General features: G+C 66.9%; 15 protein-coding genes. 7 read left to right on the forward strand and 8 right to left on the reverse strand.

Annotation, left to right across the window (positions count from 1 at the left end; all coding sequences use genetic code 11):
• Positions 1-30 precede the first annotated feature (30 nt).
• The 4 genes from NA12_RS00200 to NA12_RS00215 form a co-directional block, all read right to left on the reverse strand.
• Entirely contained in the window at positions 31-696 is a 666-nt protein-coding gene (locus NA12_RS00200) for a TetR/AcrR family transcriptional regulator (protein ID WP_067444401.1), read from the reverse strand.
• 142 nt (positions 697-838) lie between these two features.
• Entirely contained in the window at positions 839-1,813 is a 975-nt protein-coding gene (locus NA12_RS00205; RefSeq protein WP_067444404.1) for an alpha/beta hydrolase, read from the reverse strand.
• Between the two features lie 139 nt (positions 1,814-1,952).
• A complete protein-coding gene (locus NA12_RS00210; RefSeq protein WP_067444407.1) occupies positions 1,953-2,663 on the reverse strand; it encodes a DUF8020 domain-containing protein in 711 nt (236 codons plus the stop codon).
• 54 nt (positions 2,664-2,717) lie between these two features.
• On the reverse strand, positions 2,718-3,620 hold the full coding sequence (locus NA12_RS00215; protein WP_243654850.1) for a cutinase family protein: 903 nt from the start codon (positions 3,618-3,620) through the stop codon (positions 2,718-2,720).
• 271 nt (positions 3,621-3,891) lie between these two features.
• Here NA12_RS00215 and NA12_RS00220 point away from each other — a divergent pair, with 271 nt between their 5' ends.
• The 3 genes from NA12_RS00220 (at position 3,892) to NA12_RS00230 (ending at position 8,071) form a co-directional block, all read left to right on the forward strand.
• On the forward strand, positions 3,892-4,575 hold the full coding sequence (locus NA12_RS00220; protein ID WP_067445180.1) for a response regulator transcription factor: 684 nt from the start codon (positions 3,892-3,894) through the stop codon (positions 4,573-4,575).
• The gene (locus NA12_RS00225; RefSeq protein WP_067444413.1) at positions 4,572-5,909 is read left to right on the forward strand and encodes a sensor histidine kinase; all 1,338 of its coding nucleotides are present in this window, start codon (positions 4,572-4,574) and stop codon (positions 5,907-5,909) included. The genes NA12_RS00220 and NA12_RS00225 overlap by 4 nt, the downstream gene beginning before the upstream one ends.
• A gap of 71 nt (positions 5,910-5,980) precedes the next feature.
• Entirely contained in the window at positions 5,981-8,071 is a 2,091-nt protein-coding gene (locus NA12_RS00230; RefSeq protein ID WP_067444416.1) for a sensor histidine kinase, read from the forward strand.
• Between the two features lie 186 nt (positions 8,072-8,257).
• On the opposite strand, the gene NA12_RS00235 is transcribed toward NA12_RS00230, so the two are convergent.
• Positions 8,258-9,049, reverse strand: a complete 792-nt coding sequence (locus NA12_RS00235) for a hypothetical protein (protein ID WP_067444419.1) — start codon at positions 9,047-9,049, stop codon at positions 8,258-8,260.
• A 173-nt stretch (positions 9,050-9,222) separates the two neighbouring features.
• Here NA12_RS00235 and NA12_RS00240 point away from each other — a divergent pair, with 173 nt between their 5' ends.
• Together NA12_RS00240 and NA12_RS00245 are read left to right on the forward strand one after the other, a co-directional pair.
• Positions 9,223-10,101: a hypothetical protein gene (locus NA12_RS00240; RefSeq protein WP_084472240.1), complete on the forward strand. Its 879-nt coding sequence runs from the start codon at positions 9,223-9,225 to the stop codon at positions 10,099-10,101.
• A gap of 165 nt (positions 10,102-10,266) precedes the next feature.
• On the forward strand, positions 10,267-10,809 hold the full coding sequence (locus NA12_RS00245) for a TetR/AcrR family transcriptional regulator (RefSeq protein ID WP_243654851.1): 543 nt from the start codon (positions 10,267-10,269) through the stop codon (positions 10,807-10,809).
• A 74-nt stretch (positions 10,810-10,883) separates the two neighbouring features.
• Here NA12_RS00245 and NA12_RS00250 read toward each other — a convergent pair whose 3' ends face one another.
• On the reverse strand, positions 10,884-11,537 hold the full coding sequence (locus tag NA12_RS00250) for a CoA transferase subunit B (RefSeq protein WP_067444425.1): 654 nt from the start codon (positions 11,535-11,537) through the stop codon (positions 10,884-10,886).
• A complete protein-coding gene (locus NA12_RS00255) occupies positions 11,534-12,280 on the reverse strand; it encodes a CoA transferase subunit A (RefSeq protein ID WP_067444428.1) in 747 nt (248 codons plus the stop codon). Before NA12_RS00255 ends, NA12_RS00250 begins: the two co-directional genes overlap by 4 nt.
• A gap of 254 nt (positions 12,281-12,534) precedes the next feature.
• Between NA12_RS00255 and NA12_RS00260 the strand changes: the two genes are divergently transcribed.
• Together NA12_RS00260 and NA12_RS00265 are read left to right on the forward strand one after the other, a co-directional pair.
• On the forward strand, positions 12,535-13,314 hold the full coding sequence (locus NA12_RS00260; RefSeq protein ID WP_067444431.1) for an IclR family transcriptional regulator domain-containing protein: 780 nt from the start codon (positions 12,535-12,537) through the stop codon (positions 13,312-13,314).
• 18 nt (positions 13,315-13,332) lie between these two features.
• Positions 13,333-14,541 (forward strand): acetyl-CoA C-acetyltransferase, encoded by a 1,209-nt coding sequence (locus NA12_RS00265; protein ID WP_067444434.1) that lies wholly within the window; start codon positions 13,333-13,335, stop codon positions 14,539-14,541.
• Positions 14,542-14,563: 22 nt separating this feature from the next.
• Here the strand turns inward: NA12_RS00265 and NA12_RS00270 are convergent, their stop codons facing one another.
• Complete coding sequence (locus tag NA12_RS00270; RefSeq protein WP_067444437.1) at positions 14,564-15,310, reverse strand: helix-turn-helix domain-containing protein; 747 nt, start codon at positions 15,308-15,310, stop codon at positions 14,564-14,566.
• Between the last annotated feature and the right edge of the window lie 331 nt (positions 15,311-15,641).

A 15,641-nucleotide genomic window follows, 5' to 3' on the forward strand; every position in this document is an offset into this window, starting at 1 on the left:
GCATCTGTCCCGGCCGGACCAGGTGCGGGTCTACTCGCCGGCCCCGAGGGGTAGATCGGGGTCGGCGGGCAGCTGGGGGAGTGGTCCGGAGCTGAGGCGCTGCTCGGTTCGCTTGTTCACGCCGAACATGCGCAGGGCTCGATACGCCATGTCGTCGGCGAGTGCCGCCGCGTCCGCATCCGGATCGGCGTCGAGCAGTTGCAGCAGTCCCAGCAGCGTTCCGCCCGCCGCCATGACGGCCAGATCGGGATCCATCGGTTCGAAGCGCCCTGCCTCCTGCGCGGCCACGATGTCCTGACGGGCACGGGGCGCGAGCCCCTCGTCGCGCAGCATGACCCCCATGCCGGAATGCAGGACCACGCGCACCATCTCGGGAAGTCGGCGCGGTAGCCGTCCGGTCAGCCGGAAGCTGACCGCGAAGACCTCGGCCGGGTCGTCGTAGCGAGCCACGACCTGGTCGCGCATCGTGCTGTAGACGTTCAGCGCGGACCGCACGGCCTCGTCGAAGAGCTGTTCTTTGGAGTCGAAGTGGTTGTAGAAGGAGCCGAAACCGACGTCCGCGGCGTCGGTGATCTCCTTGATGCTGACCGATGACTTGCCCTCGGACAAGAATTTTCGCGCAGCACCGAGCAGCGCATTGCGCGTGCGTTCCCGGCGACGATCGGTACGCGTGGGTGTGGTCTGCTCGGCTGTCATCTGCCCTCCACCTAGAGTTGCCGTAGCAATCATAACTGATCAGATCTTCAGTACCGATGCTTGTGCGGCTCGTGGCGTGGAGTGGCGGTCGCTGTGGGCCCGGCCTCGCACCCACAGCGACCGACCGGCGCGAAGGGTCGGCTCAGCCGATGGCGCCGGACAGGACGGGCAGCATCTTCACGACCTGGGCTTCCCAATACGTCCAGGCGTGGACACCCGAGGAGGGGAAGTCGTAGGTCACGGTGGTGGCGCCCAGTGATGTCATGCGTGTCTGGAACGACCGCGAGTTGGTCAGCGACAGCGTCTCGAGTGCCGAGCCTTCCGCGGCCTGCTTGCTGGGCTCCCCGGCCTCGGACGGCACGCCGTTGGCGGCCGACACCCATAGCTCGGTCCCGTTCCGGAGGAGCGCGGGGGCGAGGAACATGGGATCCATCCACTGCCATTTGTCGGAGGTCGGCGAGCTGATCATGCACGAGATGTTGTACCCACCAGCCTTGACCATGGCGGCCGAGATCGCTCCGCGCATGCCCGGAGCCGACGGGTTCAGATATCCGGACAGGGACGCGGCATAGCTGAACTGGGCCGGGTGATGAGCGGCGAGCGCGAACGCGGCGCTACCACCCATCGAGAGTCCGATGACACCGTTGCGGGCCGGGGACAGGCCGAGCCGTTCGTGCAGGGCGGCGGGCAGGACCCGGGTCAACAGTGTCTCCCAGGTGTAGGTGTAGGACTTTCCCGGCCCGATGTCGGGTGCGGAATCACCGGCGATGTCGGATACGGCGCCCTCCGGAAGGTACGACGGGCGATCCCAATCCATATAGAAACTGGATTGTCCGCCGACCGGCAGTACGACATTGATGTTGTTCTCGGTCAGTGTCCTGGCGACCTCGGTTTCGATCTCCCAGCCGTTGAGGTCCTCACGTGCCCACATTCCGTCGAGGGCATAGACCACGCGCTGGGTGTTGCCGTCGGCCGCGCGGAATACGCGGGTCTTGACGGGGCCCATGTCGGAGTCGACCCAGAAGTCGACGCCGACCGGATCGAACGCGGCGTTCGACCGAGGTGTCGCTACGAGCAGAAACGCGAGCAAGGAGAACAGGGCAAGCCACAATGTCATTCGGGAGAGCGCTATCAACGCTTCGTCTCTTTTCATGGGTTGTCGGAGCCAGTTCGATACTGGTCACCGGGCGGAGGCTCAGCTCGAAGTGGAAGGCCACGGGCGCGCGGGGCCCACCGCGCGCCCGGCTTTGCGACCGCTACTTCGCCTGCTGCTGGCTCTGCACCGACGGCTGGTTGATCGTGGTGTAGTACTGGACCGCGGCGTAGATCGCCACGGGCGCGGCGATGAGCAGCTGTCCCGCCAGCACGCCGAGGAAACCACCGGCCGCCACACCCGCGATGCAGCCCTGCACCTCGGACGGGAGTCCGCTGAACATGGTCGCGAGCGCGCCGGTCAGTGTCGCGCCGGTCGCGCCGCCGATGACGCAACCGACTGCCGCGCCGCCGATTCCGCCGACCATGGCGCCGATCGAGGCGCCGAGTCCGATCGTGCTCGTCATACGGGCCCAGGCGTCCCGCTCACGGTCGTAGTCGTTCTTCCAGGTGGCCTGCTCCTCGTAGGGCAGGGCGACCGGCTCGTAGTGGGCCTTGTCCAGGGTGAACTGCGGAGTGAGCGTCGCAGTCCGCTCGTTGATCTCAGCTCCGATGGGGAAGACGAATTCGTCGACGCGGAACTTCAGTTCGGTGCCGGCGAGAACCTTACCGTCCGGTGCCTTCACCTTCAGGGCGCCATCCTCGACGACCAGGGAGCCCGCGTCGATCTGGACGAGCGTGGACGCGTCGGTCGTGGTCGTCGTGTAGTTCACGACGCCGAGGTCGTCGGCCGGGTCGGCGTATGCCGTCCCGGTGCCGGTGGCCAGCGCGCCGATCAGGATCGCTGAGACGGCGGTGAAACGTTCGATGCGCATTTCTGTTCCTTCTTCGTGGCGGAGATTTCCCGGGGAGGGTCTGGGTGGGTCGGATCAGCCGAGCGCGGACAGCCAGTCGTGCAGCCAGGTGACGGCGGTGTGCCGGCCGTCGACGGGGTAGCTGCCGTAGGACATGTGCGTTCCGGATCCGTAGAAGTGCGCGAGCTGTCGCGCGCGTTCATCGCGGGCCTGGTCGGTGAGCTCGCCCTGTTCGTCGGCGGATCGCAGGGCGGTCAGCATTTCCGCTGCTCTGCCGCGGTAGCGGGGCAGATCGTCGGGGTGGTCGGCGGAGACTCCGGCCAGGGCGCCGGCGATGGCGATGACGAAGTCCTCGTCGTCGGTCGAGCAGTACAGATCGCCGACGGCGCAGATCGTGCGGACTCGAGCCGTGATCGAGCCGAACCCGTCGGGGCGTGGCCCCCGGACGCCGACGCCGCGGGCGGGCGGGCCGACCTGGGCATCGGCCCGCGACCGCTGGGGATCGGAGGGCAGGCCGACGGCCTGCACGCGATCCGGCGACACGACCCCGCCGCCCCTGCCGATCTCCGCCGCCAGATCACCGGCGGCGTCGGCACCCTGGCTGTAGCCGACCAGAGCGAAATCGGTGCCGGAGCAGCGGTCGGCGATGGTTCGCATCATCTCGCGCGCGGTGTCGACGGCGACCCGCTGCGAAGCGCCGTAGACCTTGCCCTCCCAGGGGAAGGCCGTCGCGGGATAGTCGACATAGGCGACCTGTTGGCTCGCGGGGAGGCCGTCGGTGACGCCGGCGAGCATGCCGGGGCCCGGGGTGTGCCGGGCCTCGCCGGTTTCCCAGGTGCCAGGGATCGCGATGACCGTGAGACCGGGGCAGCCCGGATCCGCGGCGGCGCTGCCCGTCACCGTGCCGGGCACGGTCGTGAGCGCGATGGCCGCACCGGCCGCCAACGCGATGGCCGCGGTGTGCATGTTCGTCCGCACCGGTCTAGCTCCGTTCGTCTCTGGGAGGTCGGCAGGAGCGTGACCGGCGTCATCGGCGGAACTGCGCCCTGGTGGTATAAAACGTCACAGATGATCATATGATCAGTCAATCGTCGTCAGAGAACTCTCAAGCAATCGGTAAACCTTCGACAGGAAGCGTTTCGACCGGCAGAGGAAGTGAATTCAGGTGCACGTAGCAGCCACGGCGCGAACGGTGCGGCCGCGCGCCGTCGACGCCCGCGAGGGTTCCGCCGCCCCGGGTGCGAGCGGGATGGTGCTGGTCGTCGACGACGACGCCGACGTTCGTGAATCGCTGGAACGTGGTCTGCGTCTCAACGGCTTCGCGGTGTGTACCGCGGCCGACGGCGCGGCCGCGCTGGCGGTGACCCGCGAGCAGACGCCCGACGTGGTGGTGCTCGATATCGAGATGCCGGGACTGGACGGGTTGGCCTTCATCACCGCGCTGCGAGCACTCGGCAACAACGTGCCCATCTGTGTGGTGAGCGCTCGCACGCGGGTATCGGACCGGATCGAAGGGCTCGAGCTGGGCGCCGACGACTACCTGACCAAGCCGTTCGACTTCGTCGAATTGACCGCGCGGTTGCGTGCGCTGCTGCGCCGCCGCGGCAGTGGCTGGAGCACCGCGCGGGACTCGGTGACCATCGGGGCGCTGCGGGTCGAGTTCGCGGCGCTGCGGGTGACGGTCCGTGGCCGCGAGATTCCGCTGACACGGCGGGAATTCGAGCTGATCAGTGTCCTGGCCACCCATCATGGGGAGGTCGTGACCCGCGACCGGCTGTTGGAGACGGTGTGGGGTTACGACTTTCGGCCGCAGACCAATGTCGTGGATGTCGTCGTGGGGCACATACGCCGCAAACTCGAAGACGACGGCGTGCCCCGCCTCCTGCACACGGTGCGCGCTGTCGGGTTCGTCCTCCGGGAGGAAGGGCCGTGAGGGGGAATCTCTCGCTGCGAACGCGGGTCGCGGTGGCGGCGGCGACGGGAACGACGCTCGTCGTCGGCGCGCTCGCCGTCTTCCTGTTCGTCGCCATCGAGCGAAACAACATCAGGCACGTCGACGAGCAACTCGACATCATCACCGGCCTGGTCGAAGCGAATGTCGGTACCGCGCAACTGTTCATCGGTAGCGTGCGCGACGGCGGCTTCGCCGCCGTCACCCTGCACCAGGACGGCGCCGTTCTCGCCAGCACGTCCACGCGACTGCCGGAGCTGCCCGAGGGGCACCAGAGCCTGGTGCTCGACGATGCCGGTTACCGCGTCAAGACCATGATGGTGGAGCAGTCTCCGATCGGCCCGCACCTCGTGTCCGTTGCCGCGCCCCTGTCCGCGGCGGAATCGGTGACCCGGGAACAGCGGCAGCACGTCCTGCTCGCCGGGGCGGCGGCGATCGCGGTGGCATCGGGATTGGGATGGCTACTCGGCGGCCGGGCGATCCGGCCACTGATCGACCTGACCCGCAGGATCGATGCCGGTGACGAATTGCCTGAGGCGAGAGGATGGTTCCGGGTGCGGGAAGCCGATCGACTCGCCGGTTCGGTCCGGTCGATGCTCGCGCGGATCGACTCCGCGCAGCAGCGCACGATCTCGGCTCTCGGGACGGCGCGCACGTTCGCGAATACGGCCGCCCATGAGCTCCGAACCCCGCTCACCGCCATCCGCATGGACATCGAGATCGCGCGGGATGTCGAACTGGTGCCCGCCGAGCGCGCGCAGATCCTCGACGACGCGCTGCGCAAACACGGCCGGGTCGAATCGACGCTCGTGGCGCTGGAACTGCTCGCCGCCGGTGAACTGACATCGCGCCACATCAGTGAACCGTCCGACTTGGTCGAGCTGGCCTACTCGGTGGTCGCGGACGCGGCACGGACCCATTCGGAACTCCACCTGGCCGTCTCCGGCGAGCAACGAGCGGACTGCCATTGTTCCCCGGCCGGGATCCGCCTGATTCTCGACAACGCGATCACGAACGCGGTCCGCCACGGCCGCGCCACCCGAATCGAGATCTCCGTCCACCGAACCGGTGACGGATTCCTGCTGGCGGTCGACGACGACGGCACCGGGTTGCCCGAGAACGAACGCGAGGTGGTGTTCGGTCGATTCCGGCGGGGCTCCGGCGCGGCCCGCGAAGGATCGGGCCTCGGCCTCGCCCTGGTCGCGCAGCAGGCCGAACTACACGGCGGACGCGCGGAACTGATCACGAGCCCACTCGGCGGCTTACGGCTCGCCGTCGTCCTCGCCTGCCCCGATCCCCCCGGGACGCAGGCATGACACTCTCACGACGCCATTTGACTGATGTTTACATCGCATGTGATTCTCTCATCAACTGATGGGAGTGGGCAATGAAAGACCAGCTGGAACGGAAGGAATCGAACGCGCGACGAGTCGGCGCCGCCCGCTTCCGACGCACACGGGGTGGTCGGACCCACACTCCGATCCACCACGACCCTCCCGCGCGCCCGGCGAAATCGAATCCGCTGACCGGAATTCGCGCACGGGTGATGGCCATCGTGCTCATCCCGAGCATCGTGTTCGCTACCGCGGTGATCGCGGTAGGCGTGCACCTCATCGAGGAGAACCGGCAGAACCGGGCGTGGGCCGAACTCATCCTCCGAGTGGCGCCGCATGCGGTGGACTTCAGTGAAGCCATGCTGCGGGAACGTCGATTCGCGATGGCTCGCGTCGCACAGCCGGAACTCGGCTCCGATGAGCTCAACGCCCAGCGCCTTCGCGTCGACGCCGCCGGCACGGCACTGCTGGAGGCCGCATCGTCACTCAGCGAACTCACCACCGGAGCGTTCGACGATTCCGCTCACCAGCTGCGTGACACGGTCCGCCGACTCGGCGCCGTGCGCGCGCGTACCGTCAGCGGTACCTCGACAGTCGACGAGGTGTACCAGGCATACAGTCTGCTCACCGCGACCGGGACGATCGCGGTCGAGGCATTGGTCCCCAGAGCTCCCGACGTGGACAGCGCTATCGCTTTGACCACGACCGCGACCCTGCTGCGCACAGCCGACGCCATCTCCGCGGTGCAGGCACTCGTCGCGGCCGCAGGCGCAGGGACAGCACTCGATCAGGCCGCCTTACAAGCGTTCGCCACCAGGGTCGGCGCCTACCACGCCGACCTGGACTCACTGGCACAGAAGGACGATCCCGCCATCCGGGAGAGGCTCGTGCAACTGACCTCCAGCCCACAGTGGAGACAATTGGTCGAGTTCGAGAACGCCGTCGTGGCCAGAGGCGCTGCCCCCGCCCCGTCGGACCGCGACAACCCCGCCGAGCCGCTGCCCACCGATTCCGCGGCGGCACAGCAGATTCTGGGACTGATGGTGAACGGCCTGTTGACGCTGTGGCGCACCAACTTCGCCGGTGTCCAACAGCGAGCGACCGACATCGCGGACAACGCCGTGCGCACCTCTGCCCTGACCGTGCTCGCAGCGCTGATCATCGCCGCCGTGACTTTCGTGCTGACCTCATGGTTGGCGAGCGGAATCATTCGACGACTCCGACGCCTTCGACTGCACACGTTGGCCGTCGCGGACACCGAGCTGCCTGCGATCATGTCCCGGATCAGTGCTGGTGAGGCGATCGATCTGACCTCGGCTCTACCTCCATCCGACTTCGGTGACGATGAAATCGGGCAGTTGGCACAGGCTTTCGACACCGCACAGCGCGCGGCGGTGTCCGCGGCGATGGCCGAAGCCCGGACCCGCGGCGCGGTCAACGCGATCTTCTTGAACCTCGCACACCGCAGCCAAGCCATGGCGTCTCGCCAACTGGAAGTTCTGGACGTCGCGGAAGCTCACGAGGAGGACCCGGACAAGATGGAGCTGCTGTTCGAACTCGACCATCTGGCCACTCGTGAACGCCGCAACGCCGAGAACCTGATCATTCTCGGCGGTGAACGTCCCGGACGGCAATGGCGATATCCGGTGCCGCTCGGCGACGTCGTGCAGGGGGCGATCACCGAGTCCAAGGACTACACGCGCGTCACACTCAACCGTTTCCCTGATGTCTCGGTCAACGGCGGCGTCGTCGCCGACATCATCCACTTGCTCGCCGAGCTGGTCGAGAACGCCACCTACTTCTCATCCACGACCGCACCCGTCACGGTCTCGGGCAGACTTGTCGAAGGTGGCGCCGTCGTCGAGGTCGCCGACCAAGGGCGGGGGCTGTCCCGGCGGGAACTGAACCGAATCAATCGAATTCTCGACAGCGCACCGGATTTCGGCATCATGCACCTTTCCAGCGATGCGCGCATGGGGTTGATCGTGGTCTCGATCCTCGCCGGCCGCAACGAGATCGAGGTCCGACTCACCGAGTCGGACCACGGCGGAATCAAAGCGCTCGTGTTCCTACCTCTCACCTTGCTCGATGGCAGATCGCCTTCGGAGCTCGCCGGCGCCGGTCGTGCCCCGCTGCTCCGGTAGGCATCACAGGCGCGCACGCGCGAGATGTGCCGACGGCTCGGTCCTGCTCGGATCCGGGACAGGCCGACCCGCAGCCTCCCGAGGCGCGGGAAGGGACGGCGATGTCGCGCACGGCTTCGGCGAGCTTGTTACTGGGTGGACGTTGGCCGTATCCGGCTTCGTGGGGCGAATGACCGGGCGCCGACGTCAGGCGGTCGCCGCGGTCGGGGCCGCGGCGACCATCCAGTTGCTGAACTCGCTGGCCAGGTGCCATTGATGCTGGTGGATGAGCCGAGCGGGCAGGCTACCCGGGAACTGGCAGGTCAGTAGGGCTTCGAGCGCGCCGTCGCGGTCGCGGAATTGGTGGCGGACGCCGCCGATGACCAGGCCGTCGTCGAGTACGGCTTGGCCGGCGATCTGGATGGGGTAGTCGGGATCGGCGGGGATGGTCAGCGCTTCGGTTCTGGTGTAGTCGACGAGGAACCTCGACGCCGTGGGCGAGCCGCCGGTCGTTTCGACGACTTCCTGACGGCCGTCGGGAAGGCCGCGCAGGAGGTAGTGGTCCGGGGTGGCGTCGACCATATCGACCTCGGCGTTGGAGATGGTCAGGTTGTTGAACCAGTCGGCGAATCGCTGCGCGGAGTAGTGGGGGACGTGAAGTCGGATGACCGAGTACTTGACCCGGCCCCGGCTGGCGGCGACACCGACCCGCGACATCCGCTCGGAGATGGCCAGTTCGCGCTTGAGCAGTGCGTAGATTCCCGCGTGGCCCAGTCCGGTCTTCATGATGGTGAGGGCCTCGCGCTGGACATCGAGGGGCGCGTCGAGTGCCCTGCCGATCGTGAAGTCGGGCAGGAGTTCGGCTACTCCGCGGCGCCCCAGGCGTGCGGCGAACTTCTCGAGCACCGCTTCGGCGCGCCGCGCTTCCCAGGCGCGCACCTGCTGGCGTGTGACGTTCTCCTCGCCGAGGAACGTTCGGATTTCGATGGGATCGTCCATGTCAGCTACCTTTCGTTAAAGCTATAGAAACTGGCGTTAACACTGCCTTCCTGCGCCTGGAAACGCAAGTTCGTCTGGCGTTAATTATGCGCAAGCCGTTGACAGAGTGACGCCGGTAACGGAAGCTGTGTTATCGCAAGTTTAGCTAGCTTTAAATCGAAGGGAATTGGTCAATGCTGACCAGAAGAAACTTCATCGTCCGTGCCGCCGGGGCGACGGCCGCCACCGCGGCGGTCGCTTACGCCGGTGCGGGAACCGCTTTCGCCGACCGTGGTCCGTCGGCAGCCGGATTGCGGACATACATCGACGGTCGCCTGGTCGACCAGGGCAAGGTCGTCGAGTGGGAACGGCGTCGACTGTCGGTCGCCGCGGCGCGGCTGCGCAAGGACTACGTCGGCCTGTTGACCGGTGAGCTCGACTCACTGCTCGCCCGCTTCGCGATCGAGGTCGACGACATCCCCGCCGCCCGAGCAGTGCTGGCACAGGCTCGCGTGCTGATCGGCTCCAGCGGATTGCGGGAGCTGCTCGCCGGTGAACTCGTCGCCTCCGAGGCCGCCACCCGCGCCACGCTCGCGGCCTCGGGTGGACGCTGGGCCGTGTCGACCGTCGAGATCGCCAGCGACCACGGCACCGCGCAGGGCTTCATCGACACATTCGACCGGGCGCGGGTGGGCAACGACCAGGCGTTCTGGACCGACGCCTGCCCGGACCACTACATCATCGCCACCATGCCCGACGGGCGACAGGAAGTCGTCGAGGTGACCGGTGGAGCCATGCTCGCCAGCAGGTTCCTCGTGGAGTACACCGACCCGGCGAAGGTGGTGGTCGCCGCGGATCCGGCCTACCCGTTCGCGGTCGCCGGCGCGGCCAGGCTCGCCGACGGTGAACTCATCGGCGGGGTCTGCCATCAGTTCCGTGACGAACCCGGTGGTGGGTTCCGCAGTCAACTGAAAGTCGCGTTTCCGGCGGCGGTGCCCGGCCTGTATATCAGCGAGCACCAGTGGCATCTCGCGACCGAGTTCGGCAACTGGATCGAGGCATATCTGCGCTGACCCAGGGTGGGGCAGGACGCGTAGGTCTCATCAGTCGGCATTTGGGCGTACGGCGTGGCCGTCGAGTAGAACTGGACTATGGATCAGAGTGGACTCGATGCCGACGACAAACAGTCGGTGACACCCCCGGGTCCGCGTAAGCGGACCGGGGGACGCTCGGCGCGGGTGCGTGACGCGGTGCTGACCGCGACTCTGGAGCAGGTCACCGAGCACGGCATCGAGGGTTTGACCATCGGTGATGTCGCGGCCCGCGCGGGTGTCGCCGAGACGACGATCTATCGCCGCTGGGGCACCCGCACCGCGTTGATCGCCGAGGCTGTCACCGAGCTTGCCGCCGTCGGGAATCCCGCGCCGGATACCGGAAGCTTGCGATCGGATCTGGCGGTGCTGGCCGGACAAGTTTCCGACCTGATCTCCCGGCCGGGGATGGCGCGGCTGGTGGGCACCACCGTGGCTCTGTCGTCCGATCCGGAGGTTGACGCCGCGCGCCGCAGATTCTGGAACGATCGCTTCGAGCGGAGCTCCCAGGTGATCACGAACGCGGTGGCGCGCGGTGAACTCCCGGCATCGGTGAACCCGCGCGCAGTCCTCGAAACCCTTTCCGCGCCACTATATTTCAGGCTATTGGTCGGAGAGCAGGCGATCGATGACGTGTTCATCGCACGCTGCATCGACGACACACTCGCCCTCCATGGCAAACGGACCTGAGGACAGTCACGCTTCGCGAACGGATCAGGTCGGCGTGAAGCCCGCACCCTTCCGTGTGGGCTTCACGCCGGATCTCATCGGGCAGGGGCGGTGGCGAGTGCGATCGTGAAATCTGCTCCGGTGGCGGCCCGAATGTCGGATTCGCTGACTCCTGGGGCGGTTTCGACGAGTGTCAGCCCGTCGGGGCCGATGTCGAGCACGGCCATCTCGGTGATGATCCGGTGCACGCAACCCAACCCGGTCAGCGGCAGGGTGCACTGCTCGACGATCTTGGGTTCGCCGCTGCGGGAACGGTGTTCCATCATCACGATCACCCGTTTCGCGCCGTGGACCAAGTCCATCGCGCCACCCATGCCTTTGACCATCTTGCCCGGAATCATCCAGTTCGCCAGGTCACCGTGGGCGCTGACCTGCATCGCGCCCAGCACGGCGACATCGACGCAGCCGCCGCGGATCATCCCGAAGGACTGCGACGAGTCGAAATAGGAGGCGCCGGGCAGAACGGTGATCGTCTCCTTGCCCGCGTTGATCAGCTCGGGATCGACTTCGTCCTCGGTGGGGTAAGGCCCCACGCCGAGGACGCCGTTCTCCGAATGCAGGACGACCGTGACGTTGTCGGGCAGATAGTTGGGTACCAATGTCGGCATCCCGATGCCGAGGTTGACGTACTGGCCGTCACTGAGTTCGGCGGCCACCCGCGCTGCCAACTCCTGGCGTGTCCACGTCATGCCCGCACCGTCCTGTTCTCGATTCCGACCTCGACTGTGCCGACGTGCACCACGCGCTGTACGTGGATGCCGGGGGTGTGTACTTCGTCTGGATCCAGTTCGCCCGGTTCCACCAGATGCTCGACCTGGGCGATGGTGATCCGGCCCGCTGTAGCGGCCGGGGGATTGAAGTTGCGCGCGCTGCGCCGGTAGACGAGGTTGCCGTGGCGGTCGCCCTTCCAGGCGTGGACCAGCGCGAAATCGGTGACGATCGCGTGTTCGAGCACGTAGGACACCCCGCCGAAGACGCGCGTCTCCTTCGGGGGACTGGCCAGCGCGATCCCTCCCTCGCCGTCGTAGCGCAGCGGCAGGCCGCCGTCGGCGACCTGTGTGCCGACGCCCGCGGGGGTGAAGAACGCCGGAATGCCCGCACCGCCTGCCCGCATCCGTTCGGCCAGGGTGCCCTGCGGTGTCAGTTCCACTTCGAGTTCGCCGGCGAGGAACTGACGTGCGAACTCCGCGTTCGATCCTACGTAGGAGCTGGTCGTGCGGCGGATCCGGTGGGCTTCGAGGAGCACGCCCAATCCGACGCCCGCGGTGCCGCAGTTGTTGCTCACGACCTCGAGATCGGTGGCGCCGTGGGCGAGTACGGCGTCGATGAGTACCTGCGGCACGCCGACCGAGCCGAATCCGCCGACCGCGAACGACGCGCCGTCCTGAATATCGGCGACGGCCTCGGCGGCCGTCGCAATGACTTTGTCCATCACGCCAGCGATGCTAGCCGAGATGTTCGTAATACGCACTTGTGTTCGCATAGCGAACAGTTGCGCAGGCTGGAGCAGTCGACGTAGCGTGTTCGCAATACGGACTAGCGTTCGTATCATGAACACCTGTTCTTCGTGCACGCCGAGCCTCGTGCCGGGTCGTCGCGACGTAGCCTCGGGCCCGGCTCGGTGCACCGACGTTCGCCACGGGGTGGACGCCATCGAGCCCAGTGGGAGAAGGAGTTACGGCAGCCATGACAGAACCGTCGCCGGATTACGTGCAGTCCCTCGCGCGCGGCCTCGCCGTCATTCGAGCCTTCGATGCGGAGCATCCACGGCGCACCCTCAGTGAGGTCGCCCACGCGACTGACCTGACCCGGGCCACCGCCCGGCGTTTCCTGCTCACCCTGGTCGAGCTCGGCTATGTGCGCTCGGATGGAAACCAGTTCTGGCTCACGCCGCGCGTGCTCGAGCTCGGGTACAGCTTCTTGTCCAGCTTGACCCTGCCCGATCTGGCGGGCCCGCATCTCGAGGCGCTGGCCGAGAAGGTTCGTGAGTCGACCTCGGTGTCGATCCTGGACGGCACCGACATCGTCTACGTCGCCCGTGTCCCCGTCAGCCGGATCATGACCGTGTCGATCAACATCGGGACCCGTTTCCCCGCCTACGCCACCTCGATGGGTCGGGTCCTGCTCGCCGACCTCGACGCCGACGCGCTGGAGAACTATCTGGCCACGGTCGAACTGACGCCCCTCACCGACACGACGGTCACTACGAAACGACAACTGCGCGCCGAGCTGGCCCAGGTCCGCGCGGACGGCTACTGCGTCGTCGACCAGGAACTCGAGCACGGTCTGCGGTCGATGGCGGCGCCGGTGCGCGACCAGCGCGGCGTGGTCGTCGCCGCGGTGAACATCTCCACTCAGGCCGCCCGCTACACGCTGCGCGAGGTCCGCGACTCCCTGGTTCCCGCCCTGCTCGAGACCGGTGCCGCGATCGAGCACGACCTCACCCGGATCCGATCCACCACCTGACACCTACGAGGAAGAGCTATGCCCGAAGCTGTTATCTGCGAACCACTGCGAACCCCGGTCGGACGATTCGGCGGGGTTTTCAAAGACATCGCCCCGCAAGACCTCGCCGCGACCGTGATCACCGAACTGATCACCCGCACCGGACTCGACGCCACGACCGTCGACGACGTCATCCTCGGCCAGTCCTCGCCCAACGGCGAGGCGCCCGCGATCGGCCGCATCGCCGCGCTGGACGCGGGCCTGGGGGTCGGCGTGCCCGGCATTCAGGTGGACCGGCGTTGTGGGTCGGGTCTGCAGGCGGTGTTGCAAGCCTGCATGCAGGTGCAATCGGGCGGCAGTGATCTCGTCCTGGCGGGCGGTGTGGAGTCGATGAGCCGCACCGAGTTCTACGCCACCGACATCCGCTGGGGCATCCGTGGTGACGGGCCGGTGTTGCACGACCGCCTCGCGCGTGCGCGAATCACCGCCGGTGGCAAGAACTTTCCGGTCGACGGCGGCATGATCGAAACTGCGGAGAACCTGCGCGCGCAGTTCGCGATCAGCCGTGCGGACCAGGACGCGCTCGCCGTGCAGTCGCACCAGCGTGCTGTCGCCGCGCAACGTGATGGTCGCTTCGAAGCGGAGCTGGTTAGTGTCGCTGTGCCGCAACGCAAGCGGGAGCCGCTGCTGGTGCGCACCGATGAGCATCCACGAGCCGATACCGACCTGGACACGCTGGGCAAGCTTCGCCCGATCCGGCTTGGTATCGATCCTGAATCCACGGTGACCGCCGGAAATTCCAGCGGTCAGAACGACGGTGCGGCAATCTGTATCGTGACGACACCGCAGCGTGCACAAGCACTCGGGCTGCGCCCCATGGCTCGACTGGCGTCGTGGGCCGTCGCGGGCGTACCGCCGTCCACCATGGGCATCGGGCCGGTACCCGCGACCGAAAAAGCGCTGGCGCGACTGGATCTCACACTCGACGACCTGGACGTGATCGAACTCAACGAGGCCTTCGCCGCGCAGACGCTGGCTGTGCTGCGGACCTGGAAGGTCGAACCCGACGACCCGCGCGTCAACCCCAACGGCTCGGGAATCTCCCTCGGTCACCCGGTCGGCGCCACCGGCGCCAGAATCCTGGCCACCCTGCTCCACGAACTGACCCGCCGCGAAGGCCGCTACGGCCTCGAAACGATGTGCATCGGCGGTGGCCAGGGGCTCGCGGCCGTTTTCGAACGCCTCTGATCCACCCGGGACCCGGTCGCGACTACCTGTCGCGGCCGGGCTTGGTCGCGGGTGGTTGTACGGCGGTGGCACCGAGTAGATCCAGTGCGTCGACCGCGTTCGTCACGCGCAGGGGTGATTCGGTGTCGGTCTCACCCAGCTGTGCGGCGACCCATGCACGGGTGGGGCCGGATTCGTGGCGGCCCGCGACGAACCACACACCGCGTGCGGGTTCGCTCGACTGGTTGACGTACATATGAGGCCGGGTGGAGTCGAAGCACAGTGAGTCGCCCGCGCCGATGGTGTACCTGTCGAAATCGAGCAGCAGCGTCAACTCCCCGGCGAACAGGTAGGCGTACTCGGTTCCGGAGTGGCGCATCGGCATTCGGTCCACCGAGCTCGCGGCACCCGGCTCGTAGGTGACCAGCAGGGCGTCGACGCCCGCGTCCGGGTCGACCGCCAGCTTTTCCCACCGGACCCCGTTGGCCATTTCCAGTACCGGGTTGTCCGCGGCGCGTTGAACGACTCCGGTGGAACGGCTGGTGCCCGGAAGTCCGGCCGGTTCCGCGGTGGGCTCGGTGCGGCCGTACCGGATGCCCAGCAGATCGTCGAGGGAGACCTCGAGATGGTTGACGAGCGCGTAGAGAGTGCTCACCGACGGCTGGGACTTGTTGTTCTCGATCTGGGAAAGCTGGCTGGCGGAGATGCCCGCCGCGGCCGCCAACCCGCGCAGACTTGAACCCCGATCCAGACGCGCCTGCTTCAACGCCGGTCCGATCCTGTCCTGCATCAGCGCACCTCTGTCCACTCGCCGAAACAAAATCAACTATTAGTGAACACTACGGGTTCACTGATAGTGAACACTACTGTGCCGCACGGCGAACCTCGGTAGTCCGCCCCGACGTGCCGTTTTCGACAGCGCTTCTGCCCCTGAGGTGCCTCTTCTCGGCGATTCGAATGTCGCTCACGAGCCGCGATCGAGGCGATAACCGTTGTCCCGTGGTTGACATCACTCCCTATATGTTTAATGATACTGAACACATTCGCGGTGGCTTCAGCCCCGTTCCCCGTCATCGACGACGAAGGAGACTCGTGTCTTTCCCGATTGCGCGACTTCGGTC

Origin of the sequence: Nocardia alba NBRC 108234, assembly GCF_001612665.1 — a bacterium.
Taxonomy (GTDB): Bacteria; Actinomycetota; Actinomycetes; order Mycobacteriales; family Mycobacteriaceae; genus Nocardia; species Nocardia alba.